A 16,868-nucleotide genomic window follows, 5' to 3' on the forward strand; every position below is an offset into this window, starting at 1 on the left:
CGCACTGAAACCAGTTGCCATTGGTTGCAGGAACCGCGTGCCGGCGCGGGAGGCCGAGCCGGGAGGAGTTCTGCACCGGCTCCGGCACGTCGTGCCTGGTCGCCACGAATGACCGAGAAAGCTACTTTTCGGTAGGAATCAGGGAGTATTCAGCCGTCGATTCGCCACGAGCCGATCTGTGCGGGAGACGCGCGTCATGCCGTGGGGTGCCGCGCGCCCGGGCGAGGGGCTCCTCGGCCTCCGGGGCGGCCTTGCCCGGGCGCACGGCGATCTTCGGCGCGCTCGACCGGGTGTCGCGCTCGACATCGGGTCGACACCGGGTTCCAGCCGGTCGTCGAGTGACTCCCAGTGCGCCCGGCGGCCCCGGCGGGCGTCGGGCTCAGGCGCGCGAACCCAGATCGACGATGTGCTCGGGAAGGCGCTCGTTGCTGCCATACATGAAGTGGTTCTCCATGCGTTCGGAGAAGCGGCTCGCCGCTGTGGTGCGGCCGACGGCCTCGGCGACCTCGCGGATGTGGATCGGGGCAGCGCCGCAGCACACGCCCAGGTAGTTCACGCCCAGCTCGAGCGCCTCCTGGGCGAACGCGCCGATCTCGTAGCGGTTGGTGAACAGCGGGTCCAGAGCAGTCGGGAAGGTGCGCCCGTGCGGGGCGGGGACGCTCGCGGCGTCGTCCGAGAGGTTGAAGAACGTCGGCTCTTCCTCGGTGGTCCGGTAGGGGATCGGCAGCGCCCCCACATGACAGGAGACGGCCTCGCGGATCTGGCGCAGCCAGGGCATCATCGTCTCCGGCCCGCGGAAGCAGTTCAGGCCCACCACGTCCGCCCCGGCCTGCTCCAGGCGCTGGGCGGTCTCGACGATGCCGACGCCGTCGGCCATCTCCTGGAAGGCCATGGGGGCCAGGGTGAGCACCACCGGCAGGCCCGAGGACTTCGCGACCTCGAGGGCGGCCAGCGCCTCCCCGGCGTAGTAGAAGGTCTCCCCGACGATCAGGTCGGCGCCCTCCTCGACAGCCCAGCCGACCATCTCCTCGAACATGTCGCGCACCTCGTTCTGGCGCACGGAATCCGCAGGATCCCAGATGTTCGAGTTGGAGATGTTGCCGGCCATGAGGTTCCCCGGGACCGCGTCGGCGACCTCGCGAGCGACCTGCAGTGCCGCCCGGTTCAGGGGTTCGAGCAGGTCCTCCTTGCCGATCACCCGCATCTTCTCGCGGTGACCGTTGTAGGTGAACGCCTCGACCACGTCGGAGCCGGCGCGCTGGAAGTCGACGTGCAGGTTCCGCAGCGCCTCGGGGAACTCGAGCGCGACCTCGGGCACGAACTCGCCGGCCGTCAGGTAACCGCGCCTCTCCAGCTCGAAGAGGAAGCCCTCGGCCACGATGACGGTGCCCGCGTCGAGACGCTCGGTCAGCTGGTTCTGCGTCATGGTCTGCTCTCGATCGTCGGTGACTGCGGAGTGGGTCGATCCGAGAGCGTAGCGGGGGCGCGGGCCTCTCGTCGCGTTTATGGCTCCCTATGAACGGGGCCTCGCGATCCCCCGTACCGGCTCAGCTCTCGGCGTGAGCCCAGACGAGGAACTCCTCGGCGTCCAGCACGGGCTTGCCCCAGCGTGCGGCGTTCTTCGATTTGTTCGACTGGGTGCCGCGCTCGGCGACCACCAGTACGTCGGTCCTGGTCTTGGTGACGTTCTGGACCGGTACGAGGCCGCGCTGCTCGGCCAGGTGCTGCATCCGTTCGCGGTCCAGGAGCCCGTGCTGGGTGGAGACGACCTCGCCGGTGAAGCACACCCGGGCCCCGGGCACGAGGATCCCCGCGAGGTCGGGCGGCCCGTCCAGCTCGAGGTCGGCGGGCAGGATCTGCACCCCGAAGTGGGCCTCGACGGCGCGCAGACGGCCGACGACGTCCAGATCGCGGTCGAGCACGCGGGCCCAGGCGGCATCGAGCGCTTCGGCGAGGCTCTGAGCGGCGTCATCCTGCGCCGAGAGATTCCCGCCGACGACGAAACCCTCGGGGCCGCTGACCCCGTCGGCCCCGCTGGTGCGGGCGAGCAGGTAGCCGCGCCCGCGCACCAGCTGTGGGAAGGCGGTGCCTCCCGGGCCGACGGACCCGCCCCGGCCGGTGCCGTCCGTCCCGTCGGCTCCGGCGGTCGCGGCAGTGCGCCGACGGGCGATGTCGCGGATCGCGCGGGCGCGCTCGAGGGCAGTGGGTGCGGTCAGACCGGTGCGCTCGCCGGAGTTCAGGGCGGTGGTGGTCAGCTCGATGCCCAGCGGCATGTGTTCGACGATGTCGTGGCGTTTGAGCTCGAAATCGATCAATCCGAGCAGCTCGTCGATCCGCACGCCCACCGGGACGCGGCCCGCGAGCAGCGGTGACAGCGCCGCCCAGGCCTCGGTGAGCACGGGTGCGAGCTGCACGTCGCGGGTCGTGATGCCGTACTGGGTGCGGGCGGCGAACAGGTCACTGGTGGGGTTGACGATGGTGGTGGCCTCGTCGCCGTCGTCGGTGGCCACGGCGATCTCGACCGGGCGCGGGCGGTAGCGGTCACCGACGTTGCCGACCATGAGCGCTGCGACGTAGACCTCGCCCAGCGACTCGTCGCTCGGCGAGGAGGAGTGGAGGAAGCGGCGGATGCGGGTATCGGATTTCAGGTCGCGCGGGAGCACGTCGCGTCGCAGTACCAGGCCCTCGAGGCTGGTGCAGCGAGACAGGGCCACGTACAGCTGGCCGTTGGCGAAGGTGCCGCCGGTGAGGTCCACGATCACGCGGTCCAGGGTCTGGCCCTGCGACTTGTGGATGGTGATCGCCCAGGCGAGCTTCATCGGCAGCTGCGTGAAGGTGCCGACGACCTGGTGGGTGAGGCTGCCGCCGTCCACGACCGGCTGGGTGACGTCCCAGGTGTGCGGGCGCACCTGCTCGCGCCCGCCGTCGCGCAGCAGCACCTCGACGACGGGGCCGTCCTGGTCGTGGCCGATCGAAGTGATCCGGCCCAGGGTGCCGTTGACCCAGCGGTCCCGGGGGTCGTTGTTGAGCATCATCACCTGGGCGCCGACGGCGATGTCGAGCTGCTCCTCGGTGGGATGTTCGAAGCCCTTGGTCTCGCCGCTGACCTGGGCGATGACGGTCTGCGCGGGATCGGGGAGGCGCTCGAGCTGCTGCCGATTGCGGGAACGGACGATGCGGTTGGTGGTCGCGAGCGTCAGCCAGAACTCGTCGAGGTCCGGGTCGAAATCTGGATCGGTGCGGGCATTGAGCTCGGCGCGCGCATCCTCCAGCAGCGTGCCCTCGCGCACCGCGTTCAGCAGGTCCACCAGGCGGTCGTCCCCGACCTGACGGAACACCGTGCCCAGTTCGATCACCGGGAAGTGCTCGCGGTCGAAGGCGCGGGCGGAGAAGAAGTAGGGGGTGCCGTAGTGGTGCTCGAGGTACTCGGCCTCCGCGTCACGCACCACGGGCGGCAGCTGGTACAGATCGCCGACCAGCACCAGCTGCACCCCGCCGAACCTCTCGCCGGGCCGTGGCCCGAAGCGCTCCAGCGCCGCGGCCAGCGCATCGAACAGGTCTGCCCGCACCATCGAGGCCTCATCGATGATCAGGGTGTCGAGGCTCGCGAGGGTCGTGGCGAAGCGGCCCGGGAAGTAGCCCGACCCGCGCACCATCTCCTCGCTCACCCCGAGCGGGAACGAGAACAGGCGGTGGATCGTGTAGCCCTCGACGTTGAGCGCCGCGATCCCGGTGGGTGCGACCGTGAGGACGGTGCGCGCGGTCGTCTCCAGGAAGTGCCTGATCAGGGTGGACTTACCGGTGCCGGCGCGGCCGGTGAGGAACAGGGGACTGCCGGATTCCAGCAGGTCCAGAGCGCTGCGGAAGTCCTCGGTGATCGTGAGCTGCGGGGGCATGCGCTGATTGTCCCGCAGATCGAAGACTTCCGTCCTCAGCGGAACCGCCGCTGGCATCGGCCGCACCGCAGCCCAGATTCTCAACAACGGCGGTGAGACCTCCCGAGCGAGGCGGGTGAACCGATGCGTGCGATCCTTGGCGGGTGCGCGACCACTCCACGCCGTTCGTCGACGAGCCGGCCCTCGACCCGGCGCTGCTGAGGACGCTCGCGGCCGCTGGTCTGCCGGCGACCGGGCGCTTTCATCTCAAGGCCGGCTGGGTCAGCCGCGCGTGGGTCGGCGACGACTGCGTCGTCCGACTGAACACCGACGAACGTTTCCGCGATGCCTATCGCCACGAAGCGGCAGTCGTCCGCCTGCTCGCCGGCAGCGAGGTCCCCCACGCCCGGCACCTCGCCCACGGCGACGGCCCGGACGGGCCCTGGTACATCTCCGAACGCCTGCCCGGCCGAACCCTGTACGACGCATGGCCGGCGGCGGACCCGCACACGCGCCACGCAATGATCGAAAGCCTCGGCTCTGCATTGCGCGCGCTTCACCGCGTTCCTGTCCCAGCCGGCCTGCTGCCACCCTGGCTGGCCGACGCACTGGCCGACGCGCTCGCCGGCAAGCCGTGGCCTGCGTTCCATCCACCCGTCGTGAGTGCGGTGCCTCAGCTGGTCGAGGCTGCTCGGCGACGGCCCGGTCATGACCCGCGCCTGCTCGCGGACGTCGCCGAGTGGTTCCAGGAGCGGCTGGCGCTGTTCGCCGCCGACGAACCCGTCCTCGTCCATGGCGATCTGCATGGATCCAACGTGATGGTCGACCAAGGACGCGTCACCGGTCTGATCGACTTCGCGGAGGCGTCGGCTCAGTCGGCGGATGTCGAGCTCGATACCATCCTGCGCTGGTGCGCGAAAGCGCGCGAGTACCCACCCACTCCCCACGAGCAGGGGCTCGACGACGCCACCCTCACCGAGGTTCCCGGATGGCTGCGCGGAGAGTATCCGGAGCTGTTCGAGCGCGAGAATCTGCGCGAGCGGTTGGACGTGTACGACATGCACGAGGCGCTCGCGCTCTCCGCGCACCATCCCCGACCTGACATCCGCGACGCGGCACGGGGCCGCATCGCTCGCCTGCTCGCCGGCCACAACCATCTCGACCGACTCGTCTGGTAGCTCGTCGTCCGCGCCCAGAGGGCGTCGGCCCCCGGGTCAGCGCCCGGCAGCAGCCGCGTCGGCGATCTTCGTCGTGTTCTGCGCGGTGCGGACGGTCGCGACGCTGAATTCCAGGCCCAGCCGCATCGCGATCAACGAGATGACCGAGGGGATCCAGCCGAACACGATGGCGAGGACCAGCGGCACGGCATTGAAGCTCGCCTCCCCGTAGAAGCTGCCCATGCTCCCCAGCAGGGAGCCGAACACGACCGCGGAGACGATCTGCCCGAGCCACAGGAGGAGCGCGACGAGGATCGCCACGATGTAGAGGAACGAGGAGAACTTCACCGTGATGAAGTGGTCGAACTTGAAGTCGAACATCGCGCGGAAGAAGTTCACCTCTCCCGACTTCTGAGCCGCAGGTGCCCAGGAATCGCCCTGCGGGATCTGCGGCCCGGCCGCCGGCGACGCGGGACCGTACGCGGGTGGGGCCTGCGGGGAACCGTAGCTCTGCCCCGGATCGCCCGCCGAGGCGGAGGACCACCCGCTGGACGGGGAGCCGGGGGCGGACTGTGCCCACGGCTGGTCGGACTGCTGGTCAGGGCCGTTGTTCTGCTCCGGATACGGCGTGGCGAAGCGGTCGTCGTCGGATGGATGCGACATAGCGCTGTTCACGTTCCTCATGCGTCGATGGCTGATGCGAGGTGCGCGCGCCGCAGCTCCCCGAAAGTTCCGGCGGCCCCCGTCGCACTGTCCCCTGCCCGGAACTGTATCGGCAATCACGTGGTCTCGGCATTCGGCCCCGGGGCAGATTCGTCGCCGACCCCTCGTGGAGTGTCGACGGGTAGATGGCGTCACGGACAGATTCTGTCCGCCTCTTCTGAAAGGCTGGGCGGCATGAACGCTGCAGAGCTGCCGCCCCCTCTGGTCATCGCCGATCGCAGCGCGTGGCGCACATGGTTGGATGCACACGAGGACGCGTCCGACGGAGTCTGGCTGCTGCTGGCGAAGAAGGGCAAGGACTCCTCGACGGCCCTCACCTATCAGGAGGCGCTCGAGGAGGCGCTGTGCAGCGGATGGGTCGACGGCCAGCGGCGCACGTACGACGAACGGAGCTTCCGGCAGTGGTACACACCGCGCCGTGCGCGGTCGATCTGGTCCCAGCGCAACGTCCAGATCGTGGGCCGTCTCGACGAGGAGGGACGCCTGCGCGAGCGCGGACGCCAGGAGATCGAGAGGGCCAGGGCCGACGGGCGCTGGGACCGGGCCTACGCGGGTCCTGCCACCGCGGAGGTTCCCGCGGACCTGCTCGCCGCGCTCGACCAGTCACCTCCGGCGCAGGCACGGCTCGCTCAGCTGACCCGCACCGCCCGCTACTCCGCCCTGCACCCGATCCTCACCGCCGCGACCGCCCAGACGCGGGCACGCCGAATCGCCGCGCTGATCGCAAGGCTCGAAAAGGAGTGAGCGAGAACGTCAGCACGGAGAGTCTGCGGCCTGGAATCGTCGCGATGAATGCCCCCGTCGCCAGGGATGCCCTTCGATGAACTCCGCTGATCAGGACCACCTCGAGCGCGTGAAACAGCAGATCCGCGACGACTTCGCGACGCGATGCACCCAGGGGCACTCCGACGCACGAGCCATAGAGCTCGTCGCCATCGATCTGCAGCTCAGCCTGGATGAGTGCTGTGCGACCGTCGGCCGCGAAGACCTCGCCGCCGAGCTGGGTCATCGCTGGACGCTCGACCTCCCGGACGTCGGGCCGCCGGCGATTCGTCGACCCCGTTAACCGACCTGTGGCGCTGGACCACACGATGACCGGCCCTGAACCTCTGCGGGCGGAACCGGTCGGGACAGTTCTGTCGCCGGAGCGGGGAACTGCCGAAGGCGTCCGAGACCCGGACCGATCAGGGGTGCGGGAACGCCGCTTCGCGGTCCTGGAACTCGAGGATCGCCGGATTGATGATCATGCCGTCCTGGATCTCGATCGCGTGCTGGATGGTCGGATCCTCGACCCAGGCCGAAGGGCCAGCCATGACGGTCTCCAGGAAGGGGAGCAGTGCGGAGCTGTTCTCCCAGCTCGCAGAGTTCCAGAGGTACGAGGGGCTGTGGTCCACCGCGTAGTAGTTGATGCCGTTGTCCAGCATGAGCATCGGCTCCACGAAGGAGGTGGGGCGCGCCCAGGAGAACCCCATGCCCTCGTCGCAGGAGACGTCCACGATCAGGCTTCCCGGCGTGAACTGCTGCAGGTCCTCGTCGTTCAGGTACAGCAGCGGAGCGTTGGGGTCCTGCAGGGTGCAGTTGACCACGATGTCGCTCTCGGCGAGGAACGGCCCCAGCGGGACCCGCCCCTCGTCGGTGATGGCCTGGCTCTGGTAGGGCTCGTCCTCATGAGCGAACTGGACGATGTCCACCGAGTGGATCGGCGAGCCGACTGCGGCGACGGCGCGGTTGGTGAGCACTCGGATCTGGGTGATGCCGTGGGCGCTCAGCGCGGTGATCGCGCCCCGCGCGGTGGCGCCGAACCCGATGACCGTGGCGGTGAGGCGGCGGCCGTAGTTCCCCGTCGAGCCGAGCAGCTGCAGGGAGTGCAGCACCGAGCTGTAGCCCGCCAGTTCATTGTTGGAGTGGAACACGTGCAGGTTGAACGAGCCGTCCTCGTGCCAGTGGTTCATCGCTTCGAAGGCGATGAGCGTGAGGCGCTTGTCGATGGCCAGCTGGGTGAGCTCGCGGTCCTGCACGCAGTGCGGCCAGCCCCACAGGATCTGACCATCGCGCATGGCGGCGATGTCCTCGTGCTGCGGCTTCGACAGCACCAGCACGTCGGCCGCCTCGAACACCTCGGCGCGGGTGGCGACTCGACCCACGAGCGTCGAGAGCTCGGCGTCCGACACCCCGAAGCGAGCGCCATAGCCCTCTTCGATGAGGATGCGGCTGCGCAGCTCGGGAGGAATCCGGTCCAGATGCGCGGGGTGCACCGGCACCCGGAGCTCATCAGCCTTGTGGGAGACCCCGATCAGTCCAAGGGTGAGAGCAGAATTCTTCGTCGCATCGTGGTGGTCGTTCTGGTGTGCAAGCACGCTCGTCCGTTCCTGGGCGCACGGTGCTCCCTGAATTCTGACGATAGAGCATCAAGTCAACTGGCCCGCCGCTGGCCATCGCCCGCCCGCCCGCCGGCCGGTCACGGCCCTCTGCCCGCCGTGTGCTGGCCCCGCTGCTCGTCACCCGCCTGTCGCCGCCGCGGGTCCTCTCGGGTTCCCGGGCCTCCGAGCCCGCGCGCCGGGGCCTCTCGCGTCTGCTCTTGCGACCTTGCGCACCTCTTCGTCGGCTGACGAGATGCGCATGGTCGCAACGGGCCTGCTGGGGCGCGCACGGCCAGGCGCGACGCCGGCGTGGGAGTGCCAGCGGCCAGGCGCGACGTCGGAGTGGGCGCGAGCCTGTGTGCTGGCTCTTCCGGGGCCTTTGGCTCCTGCTCTTGCGACCATGCGCACCTCTTCGTCAACTGAAGGGGTGCGCAAGGTCGCAACGGACCTGCCGGGGTGCGCACGGTCGCAACGGACCTGCCGGGGTGCGCACGGCCGCAACGGACCTGCCGGGTGCGCACGGCCGCAATGGACCTGACGAGGTGCGCATGGTCGCACTGGACCGTTCGGGCCCCTCCGGCAGGGGCTCAGGCGCTGATGCGGGCCACCAGGTCGATCTCCACGAGGATGTTCGCCAGCTGCGAGCCGACGGTGGTGCGCACCGGGAACGGCTCGGAGAAGAACTCGCGGTAGGCGGCGTTGAACTCCTGGAAGTCGGCGAGGTCGGCGAGGTGCACGGTGGTCTTCAGCGCGTCATCGAGGGTGGCGCCGCGCTCGGCGAGCACCGCCTGGATGTTCCGCAGCACCTGGCGGGTCTGGTCGCCGACGGATTCGGGGACCTCACCGGTGGCTGGGTCCTGGGGGCCGAAGCCGGCGGTGAACAGCAGGTCGCCGCTGACGATCGCCTGGCTGTACGGGCCCGCGGGCTGCGGGGCGCCGGTGGTGTGGAGGGCTTCCTTGGTCATTGTTCTCCCTGATGTGGTGAGTGGATATCTGCTGCCGCAGGGCCATCGCCCTGCGGTGTCGCCGGCGCGGCACGGAGGCCGCCGCCGGGACGGTCACCGGTGAGCTGGCCACCGGCGAGAACGGGGCGACCCGCGACGAACACGTCGTCGATGCCCACGGCGAGGGCTGTCGGGTCGTCATAGGTCGCCGTGTCGCGCACGGCCTCGGCGTCGATCAGCGCGAGGTCGGCGAGGTGGCCGGGGAGCACCCGTCCGCGCGCACCGAGGCGGAAGCGCGACACGGGACCGGTGGAGAGGTGCTGCACCGCAGCAGGCCAGTCGAGGAAAGCATGCTCACGCACGTAGGTCGCGAGGTAGGAGGCGAAGGTGCCGCGGGCACGCGGATGCGGATGCGCGCCGATGAAGATGCCGTCGGAGCCGCCGAGGTGGCCGGGCAGGGCGATGAGCCGCCCGAGATCCGCCACGGGGCGCTGGTCGCGCACGGCCATCACGACGTTCACCTGCAGTCGAGAGGCCGCAAGGAGGTCGAGGGCGGCGTCGACGGCGTCGGTGCCGCGGCGCCGCGCGACCTGCGCGAGGGTGAGCCCGTGGGCCCAGTCGAAGTCCCTCGCGATCGTGTGCGCGATGGTGATCAGCTCGGGCCATTCGGGGCCCAGGCTCGCGTTGCGGTCCACCTGGGGGAACCAGTCCTCGCGCAGCTGCTGGCGCTGGACCGGGTCATGCAGCAGGGTCACGGCCTCATCGGGCGGCAGGGCGTTCACGGCCGGCGGCAGCAGGGACATGCCCAGGATCGAGCAGCCGCGCGTGTACGGGTACGCGTCGAAGCTGGCGTCGAGACCGTGCTGCGCGAGCCAGTCCATCAGGCGCGCCGCCTCGTCGGCCCGGGTGTGGAAGTGCGAGATGTGCACGGGAACGCCGGCGGTCAGGCCGATGCGGGCGACCTCCTCGATGCCCACCTGCGAGTTGTCCTCGTAGCCGCCGCGCATGTGCGTGACATAGGGGAGGTGATCGGCGGCGAGCGGGTGGCACAGGGCGGCGATCTCCTCGGCGTCCGCGTAGAGGCCCGGCGTGTAGTCGAGTCCGGTGGACAGCCCCACCGCTCCGTCGGCCACCCCCTGCGCGACGAGCGCGGTCATGCACTGGCGCTCTGCCTCGGTCGCGGGCCGGTCGGCGGTTCCCATCACCTCGTGGCGCACGGTGCCGGCGGGCACGAGATAGGCGACCTGCAGCGGGATCTGCCCGTCGTACGTGGCGAGCAGATCGGCGACGCGCGGGCCGCGGTAGCGGGGGTGGGGGCCGTTGATCGCCGCGAAGTACTCCGAGGCGTGGGCGCCGTCGCCGGGAGCGTAGGAGACCCCGTCCTGACCGCCGATCACGGTGGTCACGCCCTGGCGCAGCAGGGCGAGCTGCACCTCCGGGTCGAACACGGCGCCCTCGGCGTGGGAGTGCACGTCCACGAATCCTGGAACCACCAGGCGCCCGTCTGCCTCGAGGACGTCCGCGCCGGCGGCGTCGGCCGGATCGATCTCCCCGACTGCCACGATGCGATCGTCATGGATCAGCACCTCGGCGCGGGTGATGGCGTCGCCCTCGACGACGTGGCCGCCACGGATCAGAAAGGCATTCATGGTCATGATCCTTGCAGAGCGTTCAGGCGCCCGGCGTCAGCCGTGTCCGGGCGGATGGTCGCGGTCGCGGTGGCGATCGCTCCGACAGCGCAGATCACCACCACGTAGACGATGACCGGCCAGATGGAGCCGCTGGCCCAGCCCACCAGCGCGGTCGCGATCAGCGGGGCGAGGCCGCCGCCGAGGGTGTTGGAGAGCTGGTAGCCGATGTTGACGCCGGTGGTGCGCTGCTCGACGTCGAACATCTCGGTGAGCATGGTCTGCAAGGTGCCCTGCATCGCGATGCCGGGGATGACGAACCCGATGATCATTCCCAGCCAGATCAGGCCGGGCACGTGCGTGCCGTACAGCGCGAACGCCGGCCAGACCAGCAGGGCGAAGCCGATGCAGCCGGCGATGTAGACCTGCTTCCGGCCCACACGGTCCGAGAGGGCGCCGTAGGCGGGGGCCATGACGATCTGCAGGGCGCCGACGATCATGGTGCCGATGAAACCGACCTGCGCGGGCACGCCGCCGGCGACCATGAAGGCCAGGCCGAAGGTGAGCACCACGTACCCGGCGATCGACTGCGGCAGCCCGATGAGGATCCCCAGGATCGCGTTCTTCGGGTGGCGCACGACCTCGCGCAGCGGGGAGGTGGCGGCGACCTTCTTGTCGGCGACATCGCGGCTGTGCTGGGTGAACTCCTCGGATTCCTCGAGGTGGCGACGCAGGAAGACCGCGACGATGGCGAGCACGAGGGCGAACAGGAACGGCAGGCGCCAGCCCCAGGTCATGAAGAACGACTCCGGACCGGCGCCGAGGCCGGCCATCATCCCGGCCGAGGCCACGTTCGCGATGCCGGCGCCGCTGATGAGGAAGGCGCCGTACAGGCCGCGGCGGCCGACGGGAGCGTGCTCGACGACCATGGTCGCGGCCCCGCCCATCTCGCCGCCGACGAACAGGCCCTGGAACATGCGGGCGATCACCAGCAGCACCGGGGCCACCAGGCCGATCTGGGCGTCCGAGGGGATCAGGCCGATCGCCGCGGTGGTCAGGCCCATCCCGATCACGGTGATCAGGAGGGTGAGCTTGCGGCCGTAGCGGTCCCCGATGTACCCGAAGACGAGGCCGCCGACGGGGCGCAGCAGGAAGCCGACGGCGAAGGTCGCGAAGCTCGACAGCTGCGCGATGAACACGGAATCCTGCGAGAAGAACACGGCGGGGAAGACCGCGGCGGAGGCGAGGCCGTAGAGGTAGTAGTCGAAGTACTCCATGAGCGTGCCGATGGAGCCGCCGGCGATGGTGCGCTTCTGCGTGCTGGTGAGCTTCGCGGGGGGAGCCGCGGCCTCGAGTGGGGCCGCGGGCTGGGACGTCGGCTGCAAGCTGTCCTCCTTGACGAGCAATGGTTGACCGAATTTATACAGGGTTGACAGACGCTACGTCTACACCGGGTGTCATGATGGGCGCATGCACGCTGCCCAGAGCGACCTCGACCCCTTGATGCCCGAGACCCGTGCGCGATTCGCGAGCTTCGAGGACGCCTACCGCGCGCTCACTCCGCTGATGGAGGCGATCGCGGCGGTGGTCGGCCCGCACTGCGAAGTGGTGCTGCACGACCTCAGCGGCGGCGACCTGGATCATTCGGTGGCCGCGATCGTCAACGGGCACCTCAGCGGTCGCACCGTCGGCGGGCCGTCCACGAACCTCGGGGTCGAGGTGCTGCGCGACCAGAGCACCGACCACGACGCCCACGGATACCGCGGCCGCACCGGCGACGGGCGCGAGCTCATCAGCTCCTCGGTCTACTACCGCGACCACGACGGCGCGGTGATCGCCGCGTTCTGCCTCAACGTGGACCTCACCCCTGTCCAGACCGCGATGACGGCGCTGGGTGCGTTGCTGCCGGCGGTGCGCGACGACGTCGGGGAGCGGCCGAAGGAGCTGGTGGGGCCGGACATCTCGAGCGTCCTGGACGAGATGATCGGCGAGGCGATCGCTGCGGTCGGCAAACCGGTGCCGTCGCTGACCAAGCCGGAGCGGATCCAGATCCTGCGCCTGCTGGAGGAGCGGGGCGCGTTTCGCATCAAACGGGCGGCCGACAAGGTTTCCACTCGGCTCGGCGTCTCCCGGGTGACGGTGTACGGGTATCTCGACGAGGTGCGTCGGGGCTGAAGCGTGGCGGTCGACATGTCGGCCGCGCACCCGAGGGGGATCGGCGCAGGGTCGGCCGAGCATTCGATGCCGATCGGCCGAGCGGTCGATGTGGAGCTACCGGGCCTCTCCTAGCGTGGCGGTATGCAGAGCGAGCAGAGCGCCCTTCCCGCCGAGGCCATCTCGGGTCCCCGCCGCCGTCTCTCCCGCATGGCGCAGATCCTCGGACTGCTGGCGCTGTGCGGGATCGGGGCAGAGCTGCTCTCGGCGTACTCCGACTCCACGGGGAACCCGGGCGCCATCGCCTTCGCACTGGTCTTCTTCGCCGCGCTCTACGGGGCACCGGCGCTGCTCGCTCGGGACCTCGCGCGTCGGCTCGGTTGGGGCTGGCCGAGCCTGCTGGCGATGTGCGCTGCTCTCGGTGTGGTGCAGGCCTGCCTGATCGACCAGTCGCTGTTCAGCGCCGACTACGGCGGGTACGCGGGCTGGAAGGAGAGCCGCGAGCCGACCCTCATCGCGGCGCTGGGAATCAGCGGCGACAACGCGTACTCCTTCCTCGTAGGGCACATGATCTTCAGCTTCGCAGCTCCGGTCGCCCTGGCGGAAGCGTGGGCGCCGGCGCGAGTGCGCACACCGTGGCTCGGCCGGCTCGGCACGATCCTCGCGGGGCTCGCGTACCTCGCGGCGGCGGCGTTGATCGCCGGTGATCCGGAGTCGCGGTCCGGGAGCATGCCCCAGCTGCTGGGCGCGACGGGAGTCGTCCTCGCCCTGCTGCTGCTCGCCGTGGTGACAGGCCGATACCGGGCGCAGGTCCGCGCCGACGACGCTGCAGGGCGGACTGCGCCCCCGATCGTGGCGGTGATCGCAGCGGGCCTCGTGGCCGGGCTGATCCCGGACTTCATGCCACCGACCTGGCCCGGAGTGGTCGGTGCGGCCACGGTCACATCGGTACTCGGGATCGCGATGCTGCTCGCCAGCAGACGGTGGACGTGGACCCCGCGTCACGCAGCGGCCGTGGGGCTGGGGCTCCTCCTCGAGCGAGGGCTGCTGGCGTTCACGTACTACCCGCTGCTCGGCGAGGTGGGCGCGGGAGCCAAATACGCCCACAATGCCGTCATGCTGCTCGCGGTGCTCCTGGCCGGAGGGCTGGCACTGGTCCCGCGAGATCGGCGAGCCAGCCGACCCGGCGCGGGCGGGGAATCGGTCTCGGCCGCCTGAATCCAGGAGCCGGGAGACGCACGCGGCCGTCTCGCAGCCGGATCGCCCGGCGGCGATCGCCGGGATCAGAGGCGCCGCCGGCTGAGGCTGCGAAGGTGAAGGTCGAGGGGCCGGTCGTCGTGCGGCCGAAGTTTTCTGCCAGAGGGTTGTCGGAAAAATTCCTCGTCTCTAGCGTTGCCCCCATGAACGATGACATCGGTGTTCTCGCGCTGACGCGGCGAACCCACGAGAAGCGGGTCCTGGCCGCGCTCAGGGTGCGCGGGGCGTCCAGTCGCGCGCAGCTCGCGGAATCGACGCGACTGTCGCGGACCACGCTCTCGGTGATCGTGGCCGACCTCATCGCCCGCGGAGCCGTCGTCGTCGCGGACACCGACGCTTCTCAGCGCCGGGGGAGCGGCCGACCCGCGGCTCTTCTCGCCCTCGACCCCGGCTCGGCGCAGTTCCTCGGCTTCGACTTCGGGCACCGGCGCGTTGCCATCGCGATCGCCGGAGCGAGCCATGAGGTCGTCGCCCAGGGCGAGGCCGAGTACGACGAGCGCAGCGGCTGGCGTGAGCGCGCCGAGACCGCTGTGGACCTCGCCTGGTCCATGGGCGCGGAGCACCGGCTCCACTTCGGAGCGATCCAGGGAGTGGCAGCCGGTGTGACCGGCCGCAGCCGTGATACTGCCGAGCCCGTCGTCGCCGGAGAGCTGGCGGCCGCCTTCGGCATCGACGTGATCGTCGACAACAACGTCCGCTTCGCCGGGCTCGCCGAGGCCAGCGAGCGGGGCAGCCGATTCTCGAACGCGATCTACCTCCATCTCAGCGACGGGGTCGGAGGAGCCATGGTGGTCGGCGGTCGTCTCTACCAAGGAGCCGACCGGTTCGCCGGCGAGTTCGGGCACGTCGTCGTCGACCCGGACGGCGCGCTCTGCCGATGCGGGAAGCGCGGATGCCTCGAGACGATCTCGCGGATCGGGGCGCTCGAGGGCGCCTCGCCCGCGGACCTCGACGAAGTCGCGAGGGACGTGGGCCGGGTCCTGGGAGCGGCGGCGATGGTCCTGAACCCGGATCTCATCGTGATCGGCGGACGCGTGCCCACGGAGCATCCCGGCCTCCTCGCCCGGATCGAGGTCGCGGTGGAGGAGAGCACAGCGGGGTCGGCCGGCTCGCGGCCCGAGGTCCGCGCAGCCGTCTGCGGGCCGTTCGCCGGCGCGCTCGGCTCCCTCATCGCGGCGATCCACGAGAGCCCGCTCCTGGCGGGATACGACGGCACGGTCTTCGAGACCGCGCAGTACCCCAGCATCGGAAAGGCCACAGGATGACGACACCGAACATCCTCTTCCTCATGACGGACCAGCACCGGGTCGACACGCTCGGCGCCTACGGCAACGCGTGCGCGAAGACGCCGGTGATCGACGAGATCGCCCGCACCGGCACCCGGTTCGACCGCTGGTACACGCCGACGGCGATCTGCACACCGGCCCGCGCGAGCCTGCTCACGGGCATGGCGCCGTTCCGGCACAGGGTGCTCGCCAACCACGAGCGCAACGTCGGGTACATCGAGGATCTCGAGGAAGGGATGTTCACCTTCCCGGAGGCATTGCAGGAGGCGGGGTACAGCACCGCCCTGGTCGGCAAGTGGCATGCGGGCTACGAGCGCACGGCACGCAGCTTCGGATTCGACGGCCCGGAACTTCCCGGACAGGCATGGCACAACCCCGTCGAGGCACAGGACTATCTCGACTACCTCGCCGAGAACGATCTGCCGCCCTACGAGATCAGTGAACGGATCCGCGGCACCCTGCCCAACGGCGGACCGGGCAACCTCCTCGCGGCCCGCCTGCACCAGCCGCTGGAGGCGACGTTCGAGCACTACCTCGCGACGCGGGCGATCGAGCTGCTCGAACGCTTCGCCGCTGAGCGGGAGAACGACGACACCCCCTTCTACCTGCAGCTGAACTTCTTCGGCCCGCACCTGCCGTACATCCTCCCCGACGAGTACTTCGACATGTTCGATGTGGCGGACGTCGATCTGCCCGCCTCCATCTCGGAGACCTTCGAGGGCAAACCCCCCGTGCAGGCGAACTATTCGGCGCACTGGGCGTTCGACACCATGCCGCTGGAGACTTCGCGCAAGCTCATCGCGATCTACTGGGGCTACGTCGCGATGATCGACCGCGAGATGGGACGCGTCATGGACGCGATGGAACGCCTGGGCCTGGTCGAGGACACGGCAGTCTTCGTCACCGCCGACCACGGCGAGTTCACCGGATCGCACCGGCTGCACGACAAGGGCCCGGCCATGTATGAGGACATCTACCGCACCGCGGGGATCCTCCGGGTCCCCGGGCAGGAGCCCGGCATCGTGCGGGAGGAGTTCGTGAGCCTGCTGGACTGCACCGCGACGATCCTGGACCTGGCAGGGGCCGATCCCGCCCGAGCGGTCGATTCGCGCAGCCTGCTGCCTCTCACCACACGCGATGAGGTGCCGTGGCAGGACGACATCGTGTGCGAGTACCACGGGCATCACTTCCCGTACCCGCAGCGCATGCTCCGCAACGATCGGTACAAGCTCGTCGTGAACCCGGAGTCGGTCAACGAGCTCTACGACCTCGCCTCGGACCCGGACGAGGTGCGAAACAGGTACGAGGACCCGGACCTTCTCGAGGTCCGCCGGCGGATGTCCCGGCGCCTCTACGAGCTCCTGGTCGCACGAGGGGACAACTTCTTCCACTGGATGACCTCGATGTACGACATCGGCGAGGTGTCCTACGACCCGATGATGAGCGGGCTCGACGAGGCGAGCTACCCCACGAGCTGATCCGCG

The 16,868-nt window shown here is 69.8% G+C and carries 14 protein-coding genes; 7 read left to right on the forward strand and 7 right to left on the reverse strand.

Annotated features, from left to right (window positions below; all coding sequences use genetic code 11):
• Positions 1–379: 379 nt before the first annotated feature.
• Positions 380–1,426, reverse strand: coding sequence for a homocysteine S-methyltransferase family protein (locus INT51_RS14470; RefSeq protein WP_193106034.1), 1,047 nt, complete (start codon positions 1,424–1,426; stop codon positions 380–382).
• A 121-nt stretch (positions 1,427–1,547) separates the two neighbouring features.
• Positions 1,548–3,896, reverse strand: a complete 2,349-nt coding sequence (locus INT51_RS14475; protein WP_193106035.1) for an AAA family ATPase — start codon at positions 3,894–3,896, stop codon at positions 1,548–1,550.
• Positions 3,897–4,039: 143 nt separating this feature from the next.
• On the opposite strand from INT51_RS14475, the gene INT51_RS14480 reads away from it, so the two are divergent.
• On the forward strand, positions 4,040–5,053 hold the full coding sequence (locus INT51_RS14480; protein WP_193106036.1) for a phosphotransferase family protein: 1,014 nt from the start codon (positions 4,040–4,042) through the stop codon (positions 5,051–5,053).
• A 36-nt stretch (positions 5,054–5,089) separates the two neighbouring features.
• On the opposite strand, the gene INT51_RS14485 is transcribed toward INT51_RS14480, so the two are convergent.
• A complete protein-coding gene (locus tag INT51_RS14485) occupies positions 5,090–5,695 on the reverse strand; it encodes a DUF4282 domain-containing protein (RefSeq protein WP_193106037.1) in 606 nt (201 codons plus the stop codon).
• A 234-nt stretch (positions 5,696–5,929) separates the two neighbouring features.
• Between INT51_RS14485 and INT51_RS14490 the strand changes: the two genes are divergently transcribed.
• Positions 5,930–6,499 (forward strand): YdeI family protein, encoded by a 570-nt coding sequence (locus INT51_RS14490; RefSeq protein WP_193106038.1) that lies wholly within the window; start codon positions 5,930–5,932, stop codon positions 6,497–6,499.
• Between the two features lie 76 nt (positions 6,500–6,575).
• Complete coding sequence (locus INT51_RS14495) at positions 6,576–6,821, forward strand: hypothetical protein (RefSeq protein WP_193106039.1); 246 nt, start codon at positions 6,576–6,578, stop codon at positions 6,819–6,821.
• Between the two features lie 118 nt (positions 6,822–6,939).
• On the opposite strand, the gene INT51_RS14500 is transcribed toward INT51_RS14495, so the two are convergent.
• From INT51_RS14500 to INT51_RS14515, 4 genes are all read right to left on the reverse strand, one after another.
• A complete protein-coding gene (locus tag INT51_RS14500) occupies positions 6,940–8,112 on the reverse strand; it encodes a N(5)-(carboxyethyl)ornithine synthase (protein ID WP_193106040.1) in 1,173 nt (390 codons plus the stop codon).
• Between the two features lie 590 nt (positions 8,113–8,702).
• Positions 8,703–9,080, reverse strand: a complete 378-nt coding sequence (locus tag INT51_RS14505; protein ID WP_193106041.1) for a RidA family protein — start codon at positions 9,078–9,080, stop codon at positions 8,703–8,705.
• Positions 9,077–10,708, reverse strand: a complete 1,632-nt coding sequence (locus tag INT51_RS14510) for an amidohydrolase family protein (RefSeq protein ID WP_193106042.1) — start codon at positions 10,706–10,708, stop codon at positions 9,077–9,079. The genes INT51_RS14505 and INT51_RS14510 overlap by 4 nt, the downstream gene beginning before the upstream one ends.
• Before the next feature lie 2 nt (positions 10,709–10,710).
• A complete protein-coding gene (locus INT51_RS14515; RefSeq protein WP_226832483.1) occupies positions 10,711–12,072 on the reverse strand; it encodes an MFS transporter in 1,362 nt (453 codons plus the stop codon).
• 85 nt (positions 12,073–12,157) lie between these two features.
• On the opposite strand from INT51_RS14515, the gene INT51_RS14520 reads away from it, so the two are divergent.
• The 4 genes from INT51_RS14520 to INT51_RS14535 all read left to right on the forward strand — a co-directional run bounded on the left by INT51_RS14520 (position 12,158) and on the right by INT51_RS14535 (position 16,862).
• A complete protein-coding gene (locus tag INT51_RS14520) occupies positions 12,158–12,862 on the forward strand; it encodes a transcriptional regulator (protein ID WP_193106043.1) in 705 nt (234 codons plus the stop codon).
• 123 nt (positions 12,863–12,985) lie between these two features.
• Entirely contained in the window at positions 12,986–14,059 is a 1,074-nt protein-coding gene (locus INT51_RS14525; protein WP_193106044.1) for a hypothetical protein, read from the forward strand.
• Between the two features lie 182 nt (positions 14,060–14,241).
• On the forward strand, positions 14,242–15,363 hold the full coding sequence (locus INT51_RS14530; protein ID WP_193106045.1) for an ROK family transcriptional regulator: 1,122 nt from the start codon (positions 14,242–14,244) through the stop codon (positions 15,361–15,363).
• Entirely contained in the window at positions 15,360–16,862 is a 1,503-nt protein-coding gene (locus tag INT51_RS14535; protein ID WP_193106046.1) for a sulfatase-like hydrolase/transferase, read from the forward strand. Before INT51_RS14530 ends, INT51_RS14535 begins: the two co-directional genes overlap by 4 nt.
• The last annotated feature ends 6 nt before the right edge of the window (positions 16,863–16,868 follow it).

Origin of the sequence: Brachybacterium sp. FME24 (assembly GCF_014897705.1) — a bacterium.
GTDB lineage: Bacteria > Actinomycetota > Actinomycetes > Actinomycetales > Dermabacteraceae > Brachybacterium.